The organism is Rugamonas sp. FW305-51, assembly GCF_058786935.1.
Map to the genome: position 1 here is coordinate 17,266 of NZ_JBYSZG010000056.1, position 18,322 is coordinate 35,587.

At 68.7% G+C, this 18,322-nt stretch carries 15 protein-coding genes and 1 pseudogene; 7 read left to right on the forward strand and 9 right to left on the reverse strand.

Going from position 1 to position 18,322, the window contains the following annotated elements; translation table 11 throughout:
* Positions 1-14: 14 nt before the first annotated feature.
* Positions 15-719, reverse strand: coding sequence for a CerR family C-terminal domain-containing protein (locus AC3WOS_RS25315; RefSeq protein WP_492719681.1), 705 nt, complete (start codon positions 717-719; stop codon positions 15-17).
* Positions 720-892: 173 nt separating this feature from the next.
* On the opposite strand from AC3WOS_RS25315, the gene AC3WOS_RS25320 reads away from it, so the two are divergent.
* Together AC3WOS_RS25320 and AC3WOS_RS25325 are read left to right on the forward strand one after the other, a co-directional pair.
* Entirely contained in the window at positions 893-2,362 is a 1,470-nt protein-coding gene (locus AC3WOS_RS25320) for a DUF1800 domain-containing protein (protein ID WP_492719683.1), read from the forward strand.
* Between the two features lie 36 nt (positions 2,363-2,398).
* Positions 2,399-3,652: a DUF1501 domain-containing protein gene (locus AC3WOS_RS25325; RefSeq protein WP_492719684.1), complete on the forward strand. Its 1,254-nt coding sequence runs from the start codon at positions 2,399-2,401 to the stop codon at positions 3,650-3,652.
* A 471-nt stretch (positions 3,653-4,123) separates the two neighbouring features.
* Here the strand turns inward: AC3WOS_RS25325 and AC3WOS_RS25330 are convergent, their stop codons facing one another.
* The 4 genes from AC3WOS_RS25330 to AC3WOS_RS25345 all read right to left on the reverse strand — a co-directional run bounded on the left by AC3WOS_RS25330 (position 4,124) and on the right by AC3WOS_RS25345 (position 7,784).
* Positions 4,124-4,954 carry a response regulator gene (locus AC3WOS_RS25330; protein ID WP_492719685.1) on the reverse strand — a complete coding sequence of 277 codons (831 nt, stop codon included), beginning with the start codon at positions 4,952-4,954 and terminating at the stop codon, positions 4,124-4,126.
* Between the two features lie 56 nt (positions 4,955-5,010).
* Positions 5,011-6,363, reverse strand: a complete 1,353-nt coding sequence (locus tag AC3WOS_RS25335; protein ID WP_492719686.1) for a hybrid sensor histidine kinase/response regulator — start codon at positions 6,361-6,363, stop codon at positions 5,011-5,013.
* 158 nt (positions 6,364-6,521) lie between these two features.
* Entirely contained in the window at positions 6,522-7,259 is a 738-nt protein-coding gene (locus AC3WOS_RS25340) for a 2OG-Fe dioxygenase family protein (RefSeq protein ID WP_492719687.1), read from the reverse strand.
* Positions 7,260-7,319: 60 nt separating this feature from the next.
* Positions 7,320-7,784, reverse strand: a complete 465-nt coding sequence (locus AC3WOS_RS25345) for a MarR family winged helix-turn-helix transcriptional regulator (protein ID WP_492719688.1) — start codon at positions 7,782-7,784, stop codon at positions 7,320-7,322.
* Positions 7,785-7,905: 121 nt separating this feature from the next.
* Between AC3WOS_RS25345 and AC3WOS_RS25350 the strand changes: the two genes are divergently transcribed.
* Both AC3WOS_RS25350 and AC3WOS_RS25355 read left to right on the forward strand, forming a co-directional pair.
* A complete protein-coding gene (locus AC3WOS_RS25350) occupies positions 7,906-9,045 on the forward strand; it encodes an HD-GYP domain-containing protein (RefSeq protein WP_492719689.1) in 1,140 nt (379 codons plus the stop codon).
* A gap of 152 nt (positions 9,046-9,197) precedes the next feature.
* Positions 9,198-11,093 carry a CHASE domain-containing protein gene (locus AC3WOS_RS25355; protein ID WP_492719691.1) on the forward strand — a complete coding sequence of 632 codons (1,896 nt, stop codon included), beginning with the start codon at positions 9,198-9,200 and terminating at the stop codon, positions 11,091-11,093.
* A 71-nt stretch (positions 11,094-11,164) separates the two neighbouring features.
* On the opposite strand, the gene AC3WOS_RS25360 is transcribed toward AC3WOS_RS25355, so the two are convergent.
* A complete protein-coding gene (locus AC3WOS_RS25360; protein WP_492719693.1) occupies positions 11,165-12,004 on the reverse strand; it encodes a phytanoyl-CoA dioxygenase family protein in 840 nt (279 codons plus the stop codon).
* Between the two features lie 144 nt (positions 12,005-12,148).
* Positions 12,149-13,213 carry a M29 family metallopeptidase gene (locus tag AC3WOS_RS25365; RefSeq protein WP_492719694.1) on the reverse strand — a complete coding sequence of 355 codons (1,065 nt, stop codon included), beginning with the start codon at positions 13,211-13,213 and terminating at the stop codon, positions 12,149-12,151.
* A 173-nt stretch (positions 13,214-13,386) separates the two neighbouring features.
* Between AC3WOS_RS25365 and AC3WOS_RS25370 the strand changes: the two genes are divergently transcribed.
* Both AC3WOS_RS25370 and AC3WOS_RS25375 read left to right on the forward strand, forming a co-directional pair.
* Positions 13,387-13,839, forward strand: a complete 453-nt coding sequence (locus tag AC3WOS_RS25370) for a hypothetical protein (RefSeq protein ID WP_492719695.1) — start codon at positions 13,387-13,389, stop codon at positions 13,837-13,839.
* 176 nt (positions 13,840-14,015) lie between these two features.
* Positions 14,016-14,483 (forward strand): cache domain-containing protein, encoded by a 468-nt coding sequence (locus tag AC3WOS_RS25375; protein ID WP_492719696.1) that lies wholly within the window; start codon positions 14,016-14,018, stop codon positions 14,481-14,483.
* Between the two features lie 247 nt (positions 14,484-14,730).
* Here AC3WOS_RS25375 and AC3WOS_RS25380 read toward each other — a convergent pair whose 3' ends face one another.
* Together AC3WOS_RS25380 and AC3WOS_RS25385 are read right to left on the reverse strand one after the other, a co-directional pair.
* The gene (locus AC3WOS_RS25380; protein WP_492719698.1) at positions 14,731-15,951 is read right to left on the reverse strand and encodes a sterol desaturase family protein; all 1,221 of its coding nucleotides are present in this window, start codon (positions 15,949-15,951) and stop codon (positions 14,731-14,733) included.
* A gap of 245 nt (positions 15,952-16,196) precedes the next feature.
* Positions 16,197-17,813 carry a cytochrome C gene (locus tag AC3WOS_RS25385; protein WP_492719699.1) on the reverse strand — a complete coding sequence of 539 codons (1,617 nt, stop codon included), beginning with the start codon at positions 17,811-17,813 and terminating at the stop codon, positions 16,197-16,199.
* Between the two features lie 144 nt (positions 17,814-17,957).
* Between AC3WOS_RS25385 and AC3WOS_RS25390 the strand changes: the two are divergent.
* Positions 17,958-18,322, forward strand: a pseudogene (locus AC3WOS_RS25390) (hypothetical protein); the annotation flags it as partial.

Below are 18,322 nucleotides of genomic sequence, written 5' to 3' on the forward strand. Positions count from 1 at the left end.
TTGTCGTGCTCTCTTCATGTTGTTCCTTCTGCTTGGATGTCCTGTCGGATGCGCTGTTCCGCCATCACCTGCGCCTCGCCATAGCGCACCAGGCGCTGCAGCCAGTGTTCGACCGCCTCCGGTGTGGCCAGCAATTGCGGCGTGATGGCCGTGATGATGTCGCGCCCCACCATGATCTGCACGGCCAGCGCGGCCAGCGAGTAGGCCAGGCGGTGCACGTCGTCGTCGGCCTGCGCCAGCCCCAGGTGGCGGCACAGCACGCGCACCAGGGCCAGGTGTTCGGGGCGGATGCTGTTGTCGATTTCGGCCGCCCACATGCCGGTCGGTTCCAGCCGCTCGCGCAGCCACAGGCGCAGGAACAGCTGCTCGCCGTCTTCCTGCTGCAGCGGCGCCAGCATCTGGCGGTAAAAGCCCTGCAGCGAATCGCGCAGCGTGAAGTGGGGCTGCTCGTACTGGGCGATATTGGCGTCGGCCGACGGGCACATGCCGTCGAAGGCGGCCCGGTACAGGCCCGCCTTGTCGCCGAAGTAGTAGCTGATGGCGGCCACGTTGGCGCCGGCCGCCTGCGCGATCTCGCGCGTGGACGTGCGGGCGTAGCCCTGTTCCGCGAACAGGCGCATGGCGGCCACGCGCAGCCGCTCGCGCGACTGTTCGCCGTCCGAGCGGGGCTTGCGGGCGTCGTCGCCGGGGCGGCTGGGAAGATGGGGGAAATGGTTCATCCCGGCATTTAAACACGGAATTTAAACAATTGATATAACTAAATCGATTGATTAACTTGTTCCGTGAAAGTTGTCCGTAACATATGCTTACTTCCGATACTTGCTGCATCACACTTTCCGGACTGCGCCGGCGCTAGAATGGCGGCACCGCCCTGCCACCGAGGAACGCCACCATGAACGCCCCGCGCAGTTTCGCCATCGCCGCCACTGTCCTGACCTTGTTGTGGCAGGGCGCCGCCGGCGCCGCCGACCTGCCGCCCGGGCAGGCCGCGCGCCACGTGCTGAACCGGCTGGCCTACGGCCCCCGGCCCGGCGACATCGAGCGCGTGACTCAGATGGGCGTACAGCGCTACATCGACAGCCAGCTCCATCCCGAAACCATCCCCATGCCGGCCGCCCTGACGGCGCGGCTGGACGCGCTCGAGACGGTGCGCCAGCCCACCGGCGCCACGCTGGCCCAGTTCCTGGCCGTGCGCGAGATGGCGCGCGACGAAGGCGAGGAAGCCAGGGCCAGGCGCCGCGCCGTGGTGGCCAACATGGCCGAGCAGGCGGCCGAGGCGCGCCTGGCGCGCGCCGTGGACAGCCCGCGCCAGCTGGAAGAAGTGATGGTCGATTTCTGGTTCAACCACTTCAACGTCTTCGCCGGCAAGGGCCTGGACCGGGCGCTGGTGGCCGGTTACGAGCGCGACGCGATCCGGCCCTACGCGCTCGGTTCCTTCCGCGAGTTGCTGGGCGCCACGGCCCACCATCCGGCCATGCTGTTCTACCTCGATAACTGGCTGTCGACGGCGGACGGCTACCTGCCGCGCGGCCGGCCCGACGCCAAGGCCAAGGCGGCCGGCCTGAACGAAAACTATGCGCGCGAGCTGATGGAACTGCACACGCTGGGCGTGGACGGCGGCTACAGCCAGCGCGACGTGCGCGAACTGGCCCGCATGCTGACCGGCTGGACCTTCAACCAGCGCGCGCTGGCGCAGCGCAACGAGGGCTTCCTGTTCGATGCGCGCCGCCACGACCAGGGCGACAAGCAGTGGCTGGGGCGCACCGTGCATGGCGGCGGCCAGGACGGGGGCGCGGGGGAAGGCGAATACGCGCTCGACGTGCTGGCCATGCATCCGGCCACGGCGCACCATATCAGCTATGAACTGGCCCAGTACTTCGTGCAGGACGCGCCGCCGCCGGCCCTGGTCGAGCGCATGGCGCGCAGCTACCTCGATAGCAAGGGCGACATCCGCACCGTGCTGGCCACCCTGTTTCACAGCGCCGAATTCATGGCGCCGCAGGCGCAGGGCGCCAAGTTCAAGACGCCATACCAGTTCGTCGTCTCGGCCGCGCGCGCCGGCAGCGCGCCGCTGGCCGAGGTCAAGCCTGTGCTGGGCGCGCTGAACCGGCTCGGCATGCCGCTCTACGGTTGCCAGACCCCGGACGGCTACAAGAACACGGAAGCGGCCTGGCTCAATCCCGATGCGCTGAGCCGGCGCATCGCCTACGCTGCCGCCATGGGACGCGAGCTCGATGCGGGCGCGCTGCAGGCCACGCTGGGCGGCACGGTATCGGACCGCACGCGCGGCGCCGTGGCCGCCAGCCCGGCCCAGCTGCGCGCCGCCATGCTGCTGGGCGGCCCCGACTTCATGCAGCGCTGAACGCGCCAACCAACCCGATTCGAACGAGGAGTGACCATGCAACGCCGAGACTTCATGAATGCACTGGCCGCCGGCGCCGGCCTGGTGATCCCGCTGGGACGCCACGCCTGGGCCGCCACCCCGGCCGAAGGCAGCGCCGCCAACGGCGGCAACGGCCGGCGCCTGATCGTCATCATGCTGCGCGGGGCCGTCGATGGCCTGAACGTGGTGGCGCCCGTGGGCGACCCCAATTACGCGCGCCTGCGTCCCACCATCGCGCTGGCCCGGCCCGGCGCCGAGGGCGGGGCGCTGGAGCTGGACGGCTACTTCGGCCTGCACCCGGCGCTGGCGCCGCTGCTGCCGCTGTGGGAGCAGAAGAAGCTGGCCTTCGTGCACGCCAGCGGCTCGCCCGATGCCACCCGCTCCCACTTCGACGCGCAGGACTACATGGAATCGGCCACGCCCGGCGCCAAGGGCACGGCGGACGGCTGGCTGAACCGGCTGGCCGGCGCGCTGCCCGGCGCGGCCACGCCCACCCGCGCGCTCAGCATCGGCCCCACCATGCCGCGCATCCTGTCGGGCCGGGCGCCGGCCGTCAACCTGGCCAGCGGCGCGGCCGGCACGCGCGCCAATGTGCTGGACCGGCCGGCCCTGGGGCGCGCCTTCGACCAGCTGTACGCGGGCCATGCCCGCTTCGGCCGCGCCTACCAGGAGGGCAAGGACGCGCACCAGGAAGTGATGGCGGCGGCCGTCGACATGGAGATGCAGATGGCCGACGGCGGCGCCCCGCTGCCCAACGGTTTCCCGGACGACGCGGCGCGGCTGGCCACGCTGATGCGCAACGACCCCAATATCCAGCTCGCCTTCGTGGCGCTGGGGGGCTGGGATACCCACGCCGGCCAGGGCGCGGCCAAGGGCCAGCTGGCCAACCGCCTGGCGCCGCTGGGGCAGGGACTGGAAGTGCTGGCGCGCCGCCTCGGGCCCCTGTTCGACCAGACCACCATCGTCGTCCTGTCCGAATTCGGCCGCACCGCGCGCGAGAACGGCAACGGCGGCACCGACCATGGGCACGGCAATGCGATGTGGGTGCTGGGCGGCGGCGTGGCCGGCGGCAAGGTCTATGGCGACTGGCAGGGCCTGGCCGACAGCCAGCTCAACGAAGGACGCGACCTGCCCGTGACGACCGATTTCCGCAGCGTGCTGGCCCAGATCGCGCAGCGCCACCTGGGCCTGGGCGAGCGCCAGCTGGCGCAGGTGTTCCCCGCCATGCCGGGCGGGCGCATGGGCTTTAGCGTGTTGCGGCAGGCCTGAGCACGGCGCGGCGGTCCATCACATTGCGCCCCTTCCATCCGGCCTTGACAGGAGAGGAGTGGACCCCGTGCGCGGTTCCGGGACCATGTGGGCAAGCTTCTATTTTCCCTTCTATTTTCTTCTGCTTTTTTCTGCTTTCTCCTGCTTTGAGCTTTTGGCGCATTTGCCGATCTAAATAGAAGAATGCAGAACAAAGCAGAAGGAGAAATAGTAAGGAATCCACAGCGGGCCTGCCGCTCCACAGCGCCGTGTCCCACCTGATTGAGTGATGAACGGCGGCTGGCTTGCGGCGCCACCAAAAAAAACGCCCGCTACCATGCGGTGCGGGCGGAAATCCAATGTTCAGCGAACGGTTGGAGGAGACAGTTCCAATATAGGCCGATTTATGGTGCGCTGCAATACAGTAGAAATACTAGGTTGCGCCATCAACCATGTCGGAATGTCCACACCGGCCGGGCAACGGGCTGCCGGTCACGCCGGCGGACGCACGGCCGCCAGGCAGGTGGCGATCTCGTCGGCGAGTTGACGCGGCTCGATGGGATGGGCCAGCAGGCGGGCCGGGTACAGCCGTCCGCACGGCACCCACGCCACGCCGACGTCCATGGCGGGGCGCAGCACGATCAGCGGCAACCGGGCGTAGCGCCGCAGGGCCGCCACGGGAAAGTCCTGCAGCGAGGCCACGTCGTCGCTGTCGCAGTCGCACAGCACCAGGTCAAAGGGCTGGCCGGCGCAAGCCTCGGCCTGGCCGGCACTGGCGGCCACCGTCAGCGTATAGCCCAACTGTGCCAGGATGGTGGCCAGCAGGCCGCGGCTGGTGGGGGCAGCATCGAGCAGCAGCACGCGCGCGCCGGGGCCGGCGCCGGCATCGTCCCGGGCGTCACGATCGGGAGCGGTGTCTGGGCCGGCAGCGGGCGCAGCGCCGTCGTCGGCCGGCGGTGGCTGGCCTGGCCGCAGCGGCGCCGGCAGCCAAGCTTCCAGCGCCGGCATCAGTTCCTCCGGTTCGAACGTCTTGGCCAGCCAGCCGTCGAAGCCGGCCGCCAGCAGGGCCGCGCCGCCATCCTCGGCCGGCTGGGCGCTGGCCGCCAGCACGGGGATGGCGCGGGTGGCCGGGTCGGCCTTGAGCTGGCGCAGCACGCCATGCCCGTCCAGCTTGGGCAGCTGCAGGTCGCACAGCACCAGGTCGGGCCGCTCGCTGCGCGCCAGCGCCACGCCCTGTTCGCCGTCGCAGGCCGACAGGGTGCGGTAGCCGTAGGCGCCCAGCAGGTAGACCATCAAGTCCATATTGGCCGGGTTATCTTCCACTATCAGTATGCATGCCGCCATCATTCCCTCCGCTGCGGCCTGCCGCCGTCGCCCCGTCAATGGCGGGACTTGAGCGCCAGTGTAAATGTGCTACCGTTGCCGAAATCGCTGCTGAAGAACAGCGAACCGCCGATCAGGTTGGCCAGGTTCTGGCACAGGTACAGGCCCAGCCCCGCCCCTTCGGCGTGACGGGTCGAGGTGGAGTCGAGCTGCGAGAAGGCCTGGAACAGCTTGGCCTGGTCTTCCGCGCGGATGCCGGCGCCGCTGTCGGCCACGGTGAATTCCGTGCGCGGGCCCGCTTCGCCGTCGCACTGGGCAAGGCTCACGCGCACCGTGCCTTGTTCCGTGAACTTGATGGCGTTGTTGAGCAGGTTGAGCAGGATCTGGGTCAGGGCCCGGCGGTCCGTGTCGATCGTCAGCGGCTGCTCGGCCAGCGTCACTTCCAGCGCCAGGCCCTTTTGCAGCGCCAGCGGACGCACGCTGTCGATCACTTCGGCCACCAGTTGCTGGCAGCGCACCGGCTCCACCGTGAGCGATACCTTGCCGGCCTCGATCTTGGCCACGTCCAGGATGTCGTTGATCAGCGAGAGCAGGTGGCGCGCGCTGCCCCGTATCGTGTTGAGTTGCTTGTCCTGTTCCGCCGTCAGGGGCCCGGGCAGCTTCATCAGCAGCGCCCCCGTGAAGCCGATGATGGCGTTGAGCGGCGTGCGCAGTTCGTGCGACATGTTGGCGATGAAGGCCGACTTCATGCGGCTCGCTTCGGCCAGCTCCAGGTTTTTCAGGGCGATTTCGCGGTTGATGGTTTCCAGCTCGCCCGCGTGGTGGGCCAGCCGCATGTTCAGTTCGATCACCTGCCGTTCGCGCGCCTGCAGCTCGCTGTTGACCTGCACCGCCTGCTCGTAGGTGGATATGAGCAGGTCGAGGATCTGCTGGCGCTCGGCGTTGATGAAGTGCTTCTGGTCGCCCAGGTAGAGCGCGATGCCGATCTCCATGTTCTGGCCGCGGCGCAGCTTCTGGTTCATTAGCATGTGGCCGATGCGGTTGAGCAGGTAGTCGTCCGCATAGGGCTTGCGGATGAAGTTGTCGGCGCCGCATTCGATGCCGCGGATGATGTCCTTGGGGTCCGTCAGCGAAGTGACGAGGATGACGGGAATGTCGCGCAGCGCGTCGTCCGTCTTGATGGCGCGGCACAGCGAGTAGCCGTCCATTTCCGGCATCACGATATCGGACAGCACCAGGTGCGGCTTGGCCTGCCGTATCGCCTCCAGCGCCAGCCGGCCGTTGCCGGCCACCCGCGCGCGGTAGCGCATGGACTGGATCAGGCGCCGCAACCGCTCGGCCTGGGTCGGGCTGTCCTCGACGATCAGGATCTCGGTTTCGTCGGGCTGGATTTCATAACTGGAGTCCACAGGCAGTCTCCTGGAAGCGGGTTCGCGCGTGTTGCGGGCGGCCGGCGCGGCGTGGACGGGCCGGCCGTGGCGCCCGTGCCGTGTTGCACGGGGCTGGTGTGACTATATCGGATTTAACGGCCCCGCAGTGCAATTTTGCCACCGCCGTGTGCGCCGCGCTACGCGGGCAAGCCCTGGAACGCGCCGGCCCGGTAGGTCAGCACCAGCGTGTCGCGGTGGCCGTGCGGGCCGACAGGCTGGATCGGGGTCGATTCGTGGATCACGGCCGCGTCGTCGAGCAGCAGCAGCGACCACGGTTCGGTCAAGGTGAAGCGCTTGCCGTCGGGCCCTTCGGCCTCGAAGATGCGCGTCTCGCCGCCCTTGATCTCGTGCCGGCCCACCAGCAGCACGGCCACGAAATCGACGCCGTCGCGGTGCGCCCCTTCCGGCGTGGGGCGGCCGATGCCGTCCGTGGTGTCGATGCGGAACTGGTGCGCTTCGATATACCACGGGTGGGCGCCGCGCGCGGCCGTGCACAGCTGGCCGATGCCGCGCACCAGCCCCTGCCAGGCCGGCTGCGCCACCGTGGCCGCCAGCACCGGCTCGAACAGGCGCTGCATGCCGCCGTGCAGGGCGTTGTATTCGAGCGGCTGCCAGTGGGGGCGGTGCGCCGTCTGGCGTAATTCAGTGCCGTCCTGGACAAAGCACGAGTGGCGCCGGCGCCGGTAGCGCCCGCCGTCCTTCAGGTAGTTATCCAGGGCCAGGTCGTCCCAGCTCGGTTCCAGCGCGGCCAGCTGGGCCAGGGTGCAGCCGGCCAGGGCGGCCACGTCCTGGGGACGCAGCAGCGCATAGCCTTGCTGGCGCAGCGCCTGCGGGACGCATTCGGGGGCGGTGAAGATGGGAGCGGGAGTGGTCATGGATGCCTGCAACAAGTCGTGTTGCAACTATTTTACGACGAGCGCGGCTTTGGCGCTCGGCTAGACGGCCTGCAGCAGGCTGGCGCGCAGCGCGTTCAACTCGTTCTTCAAGCTCACCACCTGGTCCAGGCTGCAACGGGTGGCGCCGATGATCTCGGGCGGCAGCGTGGCCGCCACGTGGCGCAGGGCGTCGCCGGCCGGCGTCAGCGAGATGATCACCTGGCGCTCGTCGCTGGCGGCGCGGGCGCGCGTCAGCAGGTCGGCCTGTTCCATGCGCTTGAGCAGCGGCGTGAGCGTGGCCGAATCGAGGAACAGGCGCTCGCCCACTTCCGTCACGGTCAGCCCGTCGCGCTCCCACAGCACCATCATCACCAGGTACTGGGAATAGGTCAGCCCCAGCTTGCGCAGCAGCTTGCGATACAGCTTGCTCATGGCCAGCGAGGTGGAATACAGGGCGAAGCACAGCTGGGCGTCCAGCTTGGGCACTTGCTGCAGGGGGGAGATGGGGGCGGGCGTGGCAGTCATGCGACCAGTATAGGTAGCGCACTATTTATTTGCAAGCGCGGGGCGCAAAAATTGCGGCGCGCGGTGGGGGCTCGGGTATCATGATAGTTGGAAACAAATTCTCAGCAGGGAGCAGCCAGGCATGGACGTCCACCACAGGGCCATCGTACTCATTGCCGACGGCGCGCCGCAGCCGCGCGCGCGGATGGCGGCGTTGTTACACGACCAGTACACGTTGCGCGAAGCGGGCGACGGCCCGGCCGCGCTGGCCGGCGCGCGCCAGTTGCCGCGCCCGGACCTGGTGCTGCTGGACGCGACCCTGCCCGCCATCGACGGCTACCGCGTGCTGGAACAGCTGCGTGCCTGTCCCGACACGGCCGCCATCCCCGTGCTCATGCTGCTCGACGGCGGCCAGCCGCAGGCCGAGCAGCGCGCCTGGCAGGGCGGGGCGGCCGACGTCATCGTGCGCCCGCTGCTGCCCGAGGCGCTGCTGGCGCGGGTGGCCACCCACGTCAAACTGCGCCGCTCGCGCGAACTGCTGCGCCACCAGGCCGGCCTGGTCGAACACCTGGTGCAGGAGCGCACGGCCGAACAGGGCCAGATGGTGGAAGCGGTGATCTGGGCCCTGGCCGCGCTGGCCGAGTCGCGCGACCGCAAGACGGTCAACCACATCCGCCGGGTGCAGCATTACGTGGCCGCGCTGGCGCGCCAGCTGCAGCCGCTGCCGCACTATGGGCGCGAACTGAGCGACGCCAACATCGCCCTGCTGTTCCAGGCCGCGCCCCTGCACGACATCGGCAAGGTCGGCATCCCGGACGCCATCCTGCTCAAGCCGGGGCGGCTGACGGAAGAGGAATTCGCCGTCATGCAGCGCCACACCGTCTACGGCCGCGACGCCATCGCCGAAGTGGAGCGCCACCTGGGCCGCAGCACCACCTTCCTGCGCTACGCGCGTGAGATCGCCTATTCGCACCAGGAAAAGTACGATGGCTCGGGCTATCCGCAAGGCCTGGCCGGCGACGCCATCCCCCTGTCGGCGCGGCTGGTGGCCGTGGCGGCCGTGTACGACGCGCTCATTTCGCGCCGCGTCTACAAGCCGGCCTTCACCCACGAGACGGCGCTGGAACTGATACGCCAGGGCAGCGGCGAACAGTTCGACCCCGACCTGGTGGACGCGCTGCTGATGGTGGAGGAGGAATTCCTCGATATCGCGGCCCGCTATGCCGATGCGGCCGTCGTCGAAACGGGGTTGGCGGCGCCGGAACCGGTGGCGGCGCCATAACATCCGCTGCCACGGTGGCGGCGCGACAGCGGCGGCAGGGGTGGCAAAGGCAGCAAAGGCAGCAAAGGCAGCAACGGCAGCAACGGCAGCAACGGCAGCAACGGCAGCAAGGCGGCAGGAACGGCAAGGGCAGCACGCAGACGGGGCAGGCCATGCGCAGACAGGGATACATCGCGTTCATCGTCGGACTGTGCCTGACAGCCTGGCTCTGCCTGTTCGTCGCCGGCGAGCAGGAGCGCCAGCGGCGCGACATCTTCCGGCGCGACGCCGACAAGATCGCCCATGCCACCGAAGTGCGGCTGCACACCTATTTCGACATGCTGCTCAGCATGCGGGCCATGTATGCGCTCGACGACGGCATCGGCCGGGCCCAGTTCCACCGCTTTGTCGGCGCGCTCGACCTGGCGCGCCGCTATCCCGGCTTCCAGGCCATCCAGTTCGTGCGCGTGGTGCCGGGCGCGCAGCTGGCCGCCTTTGCCGATACGGTGCGGCGCGACACCAGCGTGGCGCCCCTGGGCTATCCCCAGTTCCGCATCCATCCGGCCGCCCTGCGCGAGCGCCATTACGTGATCGAATACACGGAACCGCTGGCGGGCAACGAGAACGCCTTCGGCCTGGACCTGTCGGCGCTGGCGCCCCACCTGCGGGCGCTGGAACTGGGGCGCGACAGCGGCGCCATCGTCGCCACCGAGCGCGTCACGCTGGTGCAGGACGCCAGCGGCGAGCCCGGCTTCGTGGCGCGCGCCCCCATCTACCGCAACGGCGCTCCGCAGGCCACGGTCGAACAGCGGCGCGCCGCGCTGGTGGGCTTTGTGGCCATCGTGTTCAAGGTCAATACGCTGATGCGCGAAGTGATCGAGCCGGCCCTGCTGCGCGACCTGTATGTGCGCATCCACGACACGGGCTACCTGAAGGACGGCGCCGCCAGCGTGCCGGCGGCGGAAAACCGGCTGTTCGACAGCGCCGGGCGGATCGGCGCGGCGCGCCTGGCGGCCTTGCCGGGCATGCGTTTCAGCGCCAGCCTGGTGGTGGGCGAGCGGCGCTGGCTGCTGCAGGTGGACGGCCATGCCGGCCCGCGCTACAGCGGCGTGCCCACGCCCGTGCTGCTGACGGCCGTGACGGGCCTGATCATCAGCGCGCTGGTGGCGGCCCTGCTGACGGCCAAGCAGGGGCTGGAGCGCAGCCTGGCCGAACTGGCGCAGCAGAAGGACAACGCCGACGCGGCGCACGCCGACCTGTCGGCCGCGCTGGCCAGCCTGAAGCTGGCCCAGGCCAACCTGATCACGTCGGAAAAGATGGCGTCGCTGGGGGCGCTGGTGGCGGGCGTGGCCCATGAACTCAACACGCCCATCGGCAACAGCCTGCTGACGGCCACCGCGCTGGGCGACATGGTGGGCGACTTCGAGCAGCGCCTGGGCAGCGAGGGCGGCGTCAAGCGCTCGGCCCTGGCGGCCCACCTGGCCGACGCCCGCAAGGCTTGCGCCATCATCGCCGCCTCGCTGGCGCGGGCGGCCGACCTGATCACATCGTTCAAGCAGGTGGCCGTGGACCAGTCCAGCGGCCAGCGCCGCCGCTTCCTGCTGGAGGAGGTGGTGCGCGACACGCTGGCCACCTTCGCCGTGCAGCTGCGCCAGGCCGGCTGCGAAGTCGCGGTGGATGTGGCGCCGGACCTGGCGTTCCTGTCCTATCCGGGCAGCGTGGGCCAGGTGCTGAGCAACCTGCTCAACAACGCGCTGCTGCACGGGTTCGACGGCGCCGGCGGCACCGTCACCATCAGCGCCCGGCGCCACGGCGAACACGAGGCCGTGCTGCGCTTTGCCGACAACGGCAAGGGCATGTCGGAGCGCACGCTGCACCAGGTGTTCGACCCCTTCTTCACCACGCGGCTGGGACAGGGCGGTTCGGGGCTGGGCATGAACATCGTCTACAACATCGTCAGCGGCGTGCTGCACGGGCGCATCGACATGCAGTCGGCGCCGGGCCAGGGCACCTGCGTGACGATCACCGTGCCGCTGGAGGCGCCCGTGTGGGAGCCGGCGGCCGCGTGAGCGCTAGCGGGCCGGCGCCAGGTGGTCGCTGCCCCGGTGCGGGGCGAGGCTCAGCATCGCCATGGCCGCCGTTACAGGAAGCCGCGCACCGGCAAGGCCGCGTCGCGCTGGATCCAGTTGTGGGGCGAATAGGCGCTGCGCCCGTCCGTCACATGCAGCGTGTAGGCGTGGCGCGACACGGGCGAGCGGTTGGGCGCGCTGTAGTGGGGCAGCAGGCCGTGGAAGCATACGAGGCTGCCGGCCTGGCAGGCCAGCGGCACGGCCGTGCTGTCGTCCGGCCATGGCGTGCTGTCGAGTTTTTCCATCCGCACGGTGTCGCCGTGGCGCAGGAAGCGCTCGCGCATGGGGCCGCGGTGGCCGCCCGGTTCGGCCCACAGGCAGCCGTTGTCCAGCGTGGCGTCTTCCAGCGCGAACCAGAAGGTGGTGACGGTGACGGGATCGGTGTCGAAATAGGTGGCGTCCTGGTGCCAGCGCACTTCGCCGCCGATGCCGGGCTGCTTGAAGATGTACATCGACTGCCAGAGCTGGGCCTGTTCCAGCCCCAGCGCGCGCGCCACGGCGGCCAGCCGCGGATCGGCCGAGAAGGCGCGGAACACGGGGTCGAGGTCGTGCATGGCGTGGCCGATCTTGTTGATCGACAGCGCCTTGGCCTGTTTCAGCTGGCCGTCCGGGCCGAACGCTTCCTCCTCGAAGAAGCAGCGGATGGTGTTGTCCGAGCCGAGGAAGTAGTCGTCCGTGCTCTTTTCCTGTTCGCGCGTGCTGAAGATGCCGGTCGCCGCCGCTGGATCGAATGCATTGACAATCTGTTCGGCCCGGGCCCGCAGCGCGGCGATCTCGTCGGCGCTCTTGAAGGCGGGCAGGACGAGGTAGCCGTCCCGTTGGTATTGCAGTTTCTGGGCGTCTGTCAGCATGGCGGCTCCGATGGTTCGCGTAGTTGGCGCAGTGCGGCGTGATCGGCCATTGTACGGGGGCACCGGCGCCATCGCAATCGGCAACGGCCTGGCGCGGCCGCCACCTTGGCCAGCGCCGGCCATGGACTGGTTGCGCCAGCTGTCCTACACCTGCCATGCGCCGTCCCGGTACACCAGTTCGTCGTCCAGGTAGACCGCTTCCGTCACCGCGAACACGTCCACGTGGTAGCGCGCATCCTTGCGCCGGAACTGCGGCTTGGGATAGACCCCGTGCTTGGCCCCCAGCGACAGGTGGATGCCGCACATGCGCTCGTAGGTGCCGATGTCGTCCACCATCTGCTCGCGCGAGAAGGCGCGGTTCATGCCGAAGCCCAGTTCGCGCAGCCACACTTCGCCCTCGTGGGCGCGGATGATGGCCAGCATGTTGTCGAAGGCGGGCGTGCTGTGCTCCACGCCCGTCACCCGGCCCCGCTCGACGATGAGGGTGATCGGGTGTGCGGGGCGGTTGACGAGAAAGTGCGTATCGCCGAACACGAAGATGCGCACCTTGCCGTTGACCGCTTCCAGGTCCAGCGCCTCGGTGAACACTTCACCGAGCGGGAACTGGCCGCCCACGTTGTTCATGGCGCTGTAGTCGCCGATATTGAGCTTGGCCGGCTCGAACGGGGAGCCGAACACCAGGCGCTCGCCGCCGCTGTCGACTACGCCGCCGCCGGCGCTGTCGATGCGGGCCTTGAGGGCGTGGCCGACGCCGCGGTAGTAGGCCGGGTCGTAGGCCAGCGCGTCGATGTAGTGGCTGCCCTGCTGGCCCGGCATGCGCGCCAGGTGCACGTGCTCGATCACCTTCAGGCCGCGCTTGAACAGTTCGATGCGGATGCGGAACGCCTCGAGCCGGAAGCTGGTGGACTGGATCAGCACCACCAGGTCGCCGGCGGCCATGCGGGCGAAGGCGGCCAGCACCTGCTGCGGCGTGACGCTGTCGAAATCGACGAAGCTGGCGCCGGGGATGGCGCGCCGGTAGGCTTCCGTCAGTGCGCGATTGAGGTCGCAGCGGGTGTCGTAGACGATCAGGGCGCCGTGGCCGGGCGCGTAGCCGATGGCCATGGCCAGCAGGTCGCGCACGTTGCGCTCGGCCGTGTCCACCGTGGCGGCGGTGAGGGCGCCGAACGGCGGCGTGGCGGGCAGGGAGGCGGGGGCGGCTGATGTCATGTGGTGGCGGAGCTATACAAACGGGAATGGTGAGCATTATACGGGCGATGGCCCCGGTGCTTTCTTCTTGTACATGGCGAAGCTGCGTTGTAGAATTCAGAGAAATATAGCCGCTAGGAAACTAGCTGCACGCCAGGCGCAACGGTAGGCGCACGACATCAAAGGGACGTCCGATGAGCATAACGATGGGACAGGATTTGCCGCTGGAGCGGCCCGACGCCGAAGGCCGGGCGGCCCTGTTCGTGCCCACCGCCGCCGTCAAGGACGAGGTGCTGCAGACCATCCGCAAGGGCGCCGCCGTGGTCGGCTTTGGCAACCACGACCGCACCCTCACCATCTACTACGAGAGCAACCGCTTCAACGACCCCGCCCTGGCCAAGTGGGAGCAGAAGGCGCGCAAGGCCTACGAGCGGCTGGTCGACAACCTGCCCACGGTCTCCAAGCTGATCGGCAAGCCCGAGCATTTCGAGCAGGTCGGCTACATCAACGGCAAGGGCATCACGATACGGCGCATGGCCAGCCTGATGCGCTGGCTCGAGCAGTCCGAGGCGCTCGACAGCGCGCCGGCCGCCGAGCTGATCGCCTTCACCCCGCCCCCGCCGCCCAAGAAAATCACGGCCGAATAAGGGTGGCCCGCCACCGTTGCGGACGTGGCGGCGGCCGGATCAAGTCCAGGCAAAATTTTCTTGTTGTAATTGAAAATTTCCTCGTGGCATGTGCTATCGTTTCAGGGAGCGGCGGATACAGCCGTGCTCATGCCGGTCCCGTGGCCGGCGCCTGTTTACCACAAGGAGACTGCATCATGCGACAGCTGTACAAATACCTGATGACGGCGCTGCTGGCGCTGACGGTGGCCGGCCTCGTCCAGGCCCAGGAAGCGGCCCACCGGGGCACGGCCGACGAAGCGGTGGCCATGGTCAAGAAAGCCAGCGCCTACCTGCAAAAGAACGGCAAGGACAAGGCGGTCGCCGCCTTCAACGATCCCAAGGGCGAGTTCGTCAGTGGCGACCTGTACGTGTTCATGATCGACACCGGCGGCATGATGCTGGCGCATGGCCAGAACCCCAAGATGGTCAACAAGCCCATGATGGAGCTGAACGCCGGCGGCGTCTACCCGGTCAAGGAATTCCTCAAGCTCACCAACGGCCCGGCCGGCAAGGGCTGGGTCAAATACATGTGGCCCAACTCGATCAGCAAGAACATGGAAGAAAAGAACACCTACGTAGAAAAAGTGGGCGAATACATAATCGGCGTCGGCATCTACAAATAAAAAAATGGGGACGTACCCCTTTTTCTGATTCGTGTCCAGGAATGGGCGAAAAAAATGGGCGGCGACCCCGGGGAGGGAGGCGCCGCCCGAAACCGCGCGAGCGCGGCGAGATTACCGTTGTCGCCATGGCGGCCAGGCCGGCCGCCGCGGCGGGAATGACAGACTGACCCGCAACGCCACGGCGCAGCGTTGCCGATGGATGGCGGCGCGGCCGGCGGCTGTCTTCCAGCCCATGCCGGCCCGCCCATCAGCTAGCGCCACGTTGTGATTCAGCCATGGTGCGGTTCAGCCACAAGGCGCTGCCGGCCTGCACCGCCAGCATGACCGCGCGCAACGCCGGCGGCGCATCGAAGCCGAACCAGGATGGCAGCAGGGCGAACGCCGCGCCGCAAGCCAGTACCCGCAGCTGTTCCCAACGCCGCGCGCCGCGCCGGCCCTGCAGCAGCGCGCCCAGCGCCACCGTGGCCGCCACGATCACGGCGCCATACAGCAGCAGGGCGGCCGGCGCCAGCGCCGGACCGATGGCGATCAGGTGCGACACGCACGGCACGAGCACGGCAAATTGCAGCATGGCGTAGGCGGCGATGGCGGGCGGCGTGCCGGCATCGTAGCGGGCGAAACGGGATGGATCGAAATGGGCCAGCGGCTGGCCAGTCCAGGCGCCCGGCTTGTCCAGCCAGACGGCGGCCCGGGCGCGCCAGCCGCGGACGGTGGCCGTGGCGCGCAGCAGGTCGGCGTAGTAGTGCAGATTACCCCACAGCGGGTCCAGGCTGCGCAGCGGCGTGCGCACGCCATAGACGATGGTCTCGTCCGCGCGCTCGTCCTCGAAGGTGCCGAACAGACGGTCCCACAGGATCAGGATGCCGCCGTAGTTCTTGTCGATACAGTAGTCGTTCTGGCCGTGGTGCACGCGGTGGTTGGACGGCGTCACCAGTACCCGGTCCAGCCAGCCCAGGCGGCCCACCAGTTCCGTATGCACCCAGTACTGGTACAGCAGGTCGATCATGGCTACGCCAGCCATCACCAGCGGCGGCACGCCGGCCACGGCCAGCGGCAGGTAGAACAGCCAGCCCAGCACCCAGCCGCTGGAAGTCTGGCGCAGCGCGGTGGACAGGTTGTAGTACTCGGACGAGTGGTGTACCACGTGGGCGGCCCACAGCACGCTCACTTCATGGCCCAGGCGGTGCGCCCAGTAGTAGCAGAAGTCGTAGGCCAGCAGCGCCGCCAGCCATACCCACACGCTGGCCGGCGACAGGGCGGCCGCGTGCCAGCGCTGGTACAGCGTCGTGTACAGGCCCAGCATGATGACCTTCGTGAACAGGCCGATGACCTGGCTCACCATGCCCAGGTGCAGGCTGGTGAGTGCGTCCGCCACGTCGTAGGCGGCCAGGCCGCGCCGGTGCGCCAGCCACGCCTCCAGCACGATCGTCAGCATGAATACCGGGATCGCGTAGACGATGGGATTCACGGGCGCTCCGGCATCAGGCGCGCGTCACGGACGCGGCGTCGGCGGTGGCGGGCAAATCCGTCTGGTGCATGCAAACTCCGGCAAGATGGTTGAGGTCTCAACGATTATGCCTAAAGATTTGTCATACACACAAGAAGTTAGTGCGCCCTTTCGCTATTCTTGTGCGATGCCCGCGACGGATTTTGCCGCGCCGTTCAATCAGCTTCATTTTTGGCTCGCCAGGCCATGCGGCCTGGCCTGCCGCGTCACAGCGCCTTGAGGAAGGCGGCCAGGTCGGCCGCCTCCTGCGGCGAGAAGCCGATGCGGAAGCGCGTGTCGTAGAAGCGCACCACATCCTCGATGCGGCGCTGCGAGCCGTTGTGGAAGTAGGGCGCGCGTGCAGCGAGGCCGCGCAGGCCGGGCGTCTTGAAGCGGCCGATGTCGCTCCACTTGCCGCTCTCCATGGCGCTGCCCGGATCGCTCGTTTCGATCACCTCGCCGGTGGCGTTGTTGCGCAGCGTGTAGAGCGGCAGGTCCGGCGTGCGCAGGTTGGCCGTGGCGGTGCCGGTATTGAACATGCGGGCCACGGAGTGGCTGCCCACGTTGGGCGCGTTGTGGCAGGTGGCGCAGGTGGCCCGCTGCAGCGGCAGGCGCAGTTCGTTGTTGAAGCCGGCCACGCCGACCACGTTGAACGGCTTGTTGTTGAAGATCTGCTCGCCGCGCGCGATGGCGGCGCGGGCCTGGTTCTGGGTGCTGGCGGCGGGCGGCACGGGTGCCGGCTGGCCGCGTCCGGGCGGTGGCGGTGGCGGGGCGGGCGGTGCCAGGTTGCGCCAGGCCGCGAACAGGTTCATCACGTTGCGGTTGAACGGCGCGCCGGTACGGTAGTCGCCCGACTGCGGATCGTTGATGCCGAAGTAGTAGCCCTGCTGCGACAGCCGCTGCGGCCCGCCCAGCGCGCCCGCGTCGGTCAGGCTGCCGGCCGCCGTGGCGCTGGACTGGGCCGTAAACAGGGTCTGTTCGAAGGCGGCGATGACGCGCTGCTCGTCGGCCGTCAGGTCCTGTGCCGCCTCGGCGTGGCCGCGCACGGCGCTGTTGGCCTGATGCCGCAGGTCGGTGTCGAGCGGGGCGAAGCAGCGGGCCGGGCGCACATCCTTGATGCAGATGGTGGAGGTGGCGTCGGCCAGCGTTTCGCGCCCGTCCCACATCACGGTGCTGTTGAAGGGCAGGTTGGTGCTGGGCAGGGGACGGCGGAACAGCGACAGTTCGCTGGCGCTGGCGTAGTGGTACGGATCGTCCGCCTTGAGTAGCGTGAATTCGGCGTTGGCCGGCATCGGCAGGCCGACCCGGATCAGGCCCTTGGTCAGCAGCATGCTGTAGGCCAGGCGCTTCTGGTCCAGCGTGGCCACGGGCGCGGTGGGGGCGACGGCGCCATCGACCGGGCGGAACACGGGATCGAGGCCGGCGCTGCTGTTAAAGCGTGCCGTCAGCCCGGCCGGGGTGATGGTCCAGCCGTTGCCAGGCTGGTGGCAGCTGGCGCAGCTGCGGCCGTTGCCGAAGGGCTTGAAGAAGGGATTGCCCGTATCGACCGTGCCGGCGCTGCTGAAGGTGAGCGAGGCGCCGTCCGCGTTGGGCACGGGCGACAGCACCACGGGTGGCGGCGACTGCACCAGCACGGCGGCGGTGATGGTGGGCGCGGCGCCGGTGCCGGTGTCGGCGCTGGTGCCGGTGCCGGTGCCGCTGTCGGCCGGGCGCGGCGTGGCGCCGGCCTGCAGCGCGCGCGGCGTGGCGTCGGTGGCGGCGGTGTCGGTGCTGCCGCCGCCGCAGGCGGCCAGCAGGGCGGCCGGCAGCAATAACAAGGGCAGGCGAAGGGCGCGTTGGTGCATGATGGTCTCCGTCGATGGAATGGGTGGACTACGGCAGCCAGATTGACGGCCAAATGTGCAGGAAAAATGGAGACGGCTTGCGCCATGTCGCACCCATGCGGCAGGCGTGCGCAATTCACATTCCCTGCACAATTGGCAGGTATCATGGCGCAGGACCAAGACGCGCCGGAGGCGAGCAATGAAGGACCAGCACAGGAGCCGGCCATGCGGCTGACGATCGCGCGCAAGATCGCGCTGGCGGTGATCGCCATCGTCATCCTGTGCATCGGCACCATGGCCTGGGTGACCAGCATCAGCCTGCAGCGCGGCTTTGTGGCCTATCTCAACGAAATGCAGACGCAGGACCTGGACCAGCTGCGCGAGCTGCTGGAGGCGCGCTACCGCACCGAGGGCAATTTCGAATGGCTGCGGCACCAGCCGCGCGCGCTGCGCTCCGTGCTCGACCAGATGAAACCGCGCCTGCTGGCCGAGGCCGACGATGGCGGCCCGCGCCGGCGCGGTCCCGGCGG

What these genes read in the sequence shown, in the direction of transcription:
- AC3WOS_RS25315 (WP_492719681.1), bottom strand. Translation starts at nt 719, where the DNA reads ATGAACCATTTCCCCCATCTTCCCAGCCGCCCCGGCGACGACGCCCGC.
- AC3WOS_RS25320 (WP_492719683.1), top strand. Translation starts at nt 893, where the DNA reads ATGAACGCCCCGCGCAGTTTCGCCATCGCCGCCACTGTCCTGACCTTG.
- AC3WOS_RS25325 (WP_492719684.1), top strand. Translation starts at nt 2,399, where the DNA reads ATGCAACGCCGAGACTTCATGAATGCACTGGCCGCCGGCGCCGGCCTG.
- AC3WOS_RS25340 (WP_492719687.1), bottom strand. Translation starts at nt 7,259, where the DNA reads ATGACCACTCCCGCTCCCATCTTCACCGCCCCCGAATGCGTCCCGCAG.
- AC3WOS_RS25345 (WP_492719688.1), bottom strand. Translation starts at nt 7,784, where the DNA reads ATGACTGCCACGCCCGCCCCCATCTCCCCCCTGCAGCAAGTGCCCAAG.
- AC3WOS_RS25350 (WP_492719689.1), top strand. Translation starts at nt 7,906, where the DNA reads ATGGACGTCCACCACAGGGCCATCGTACTCATTGCCGACGGCGCGCCG.
- AC3WOS_RS25355 (WP_492719691.1), top strand. Translation starts at nt 9,198, where the DNA reads ATGCGCAGACAGGGATACATCGCGTTCATCGTCGGACTGTGCCTGACA.
- AC3WOS_RS25360 (WP_492719693.1), bottom strand. Translation starts at nt 12,004, where the DNA reads ATGCTGACAGACGCCCAGAAACTGCAATACCAACGGGACGGCTACCTC.
- AC3WOS_RS25365 (WP_492719694.1), bottom strand. Translation starts at nt 13,213, where the DNA reads ATGACATCAGCCGCCCCCGCCTCCCTGCCCGCCACGCCGCCGTTCGGC.
- AC3WOS_RS25370 (WP_492719695.1), top strand. Translation starts at nt 13,387, where the DNA reads ATGAGCATAACGATGGGACAGGATTTGCCGCTGGAGCGGCCCGACGCC.
- AC3WOS_RS25375 (WP_492719696.1), top strand. Translation starts at nt 14,016, where the DNA reads ATGCGACAGCTGTACAAATACCTGATGACGGCGCTGCTGGCGCTGACG.
- AC3WOS_RS25385 (WP_492719699.1), bottom strand. Translation starts at nt 17,813, where the DNA reads ATGCACCAACGCGCCCTTCGCCTGCCCTTGTTATTGCTGCCGGCCGCC.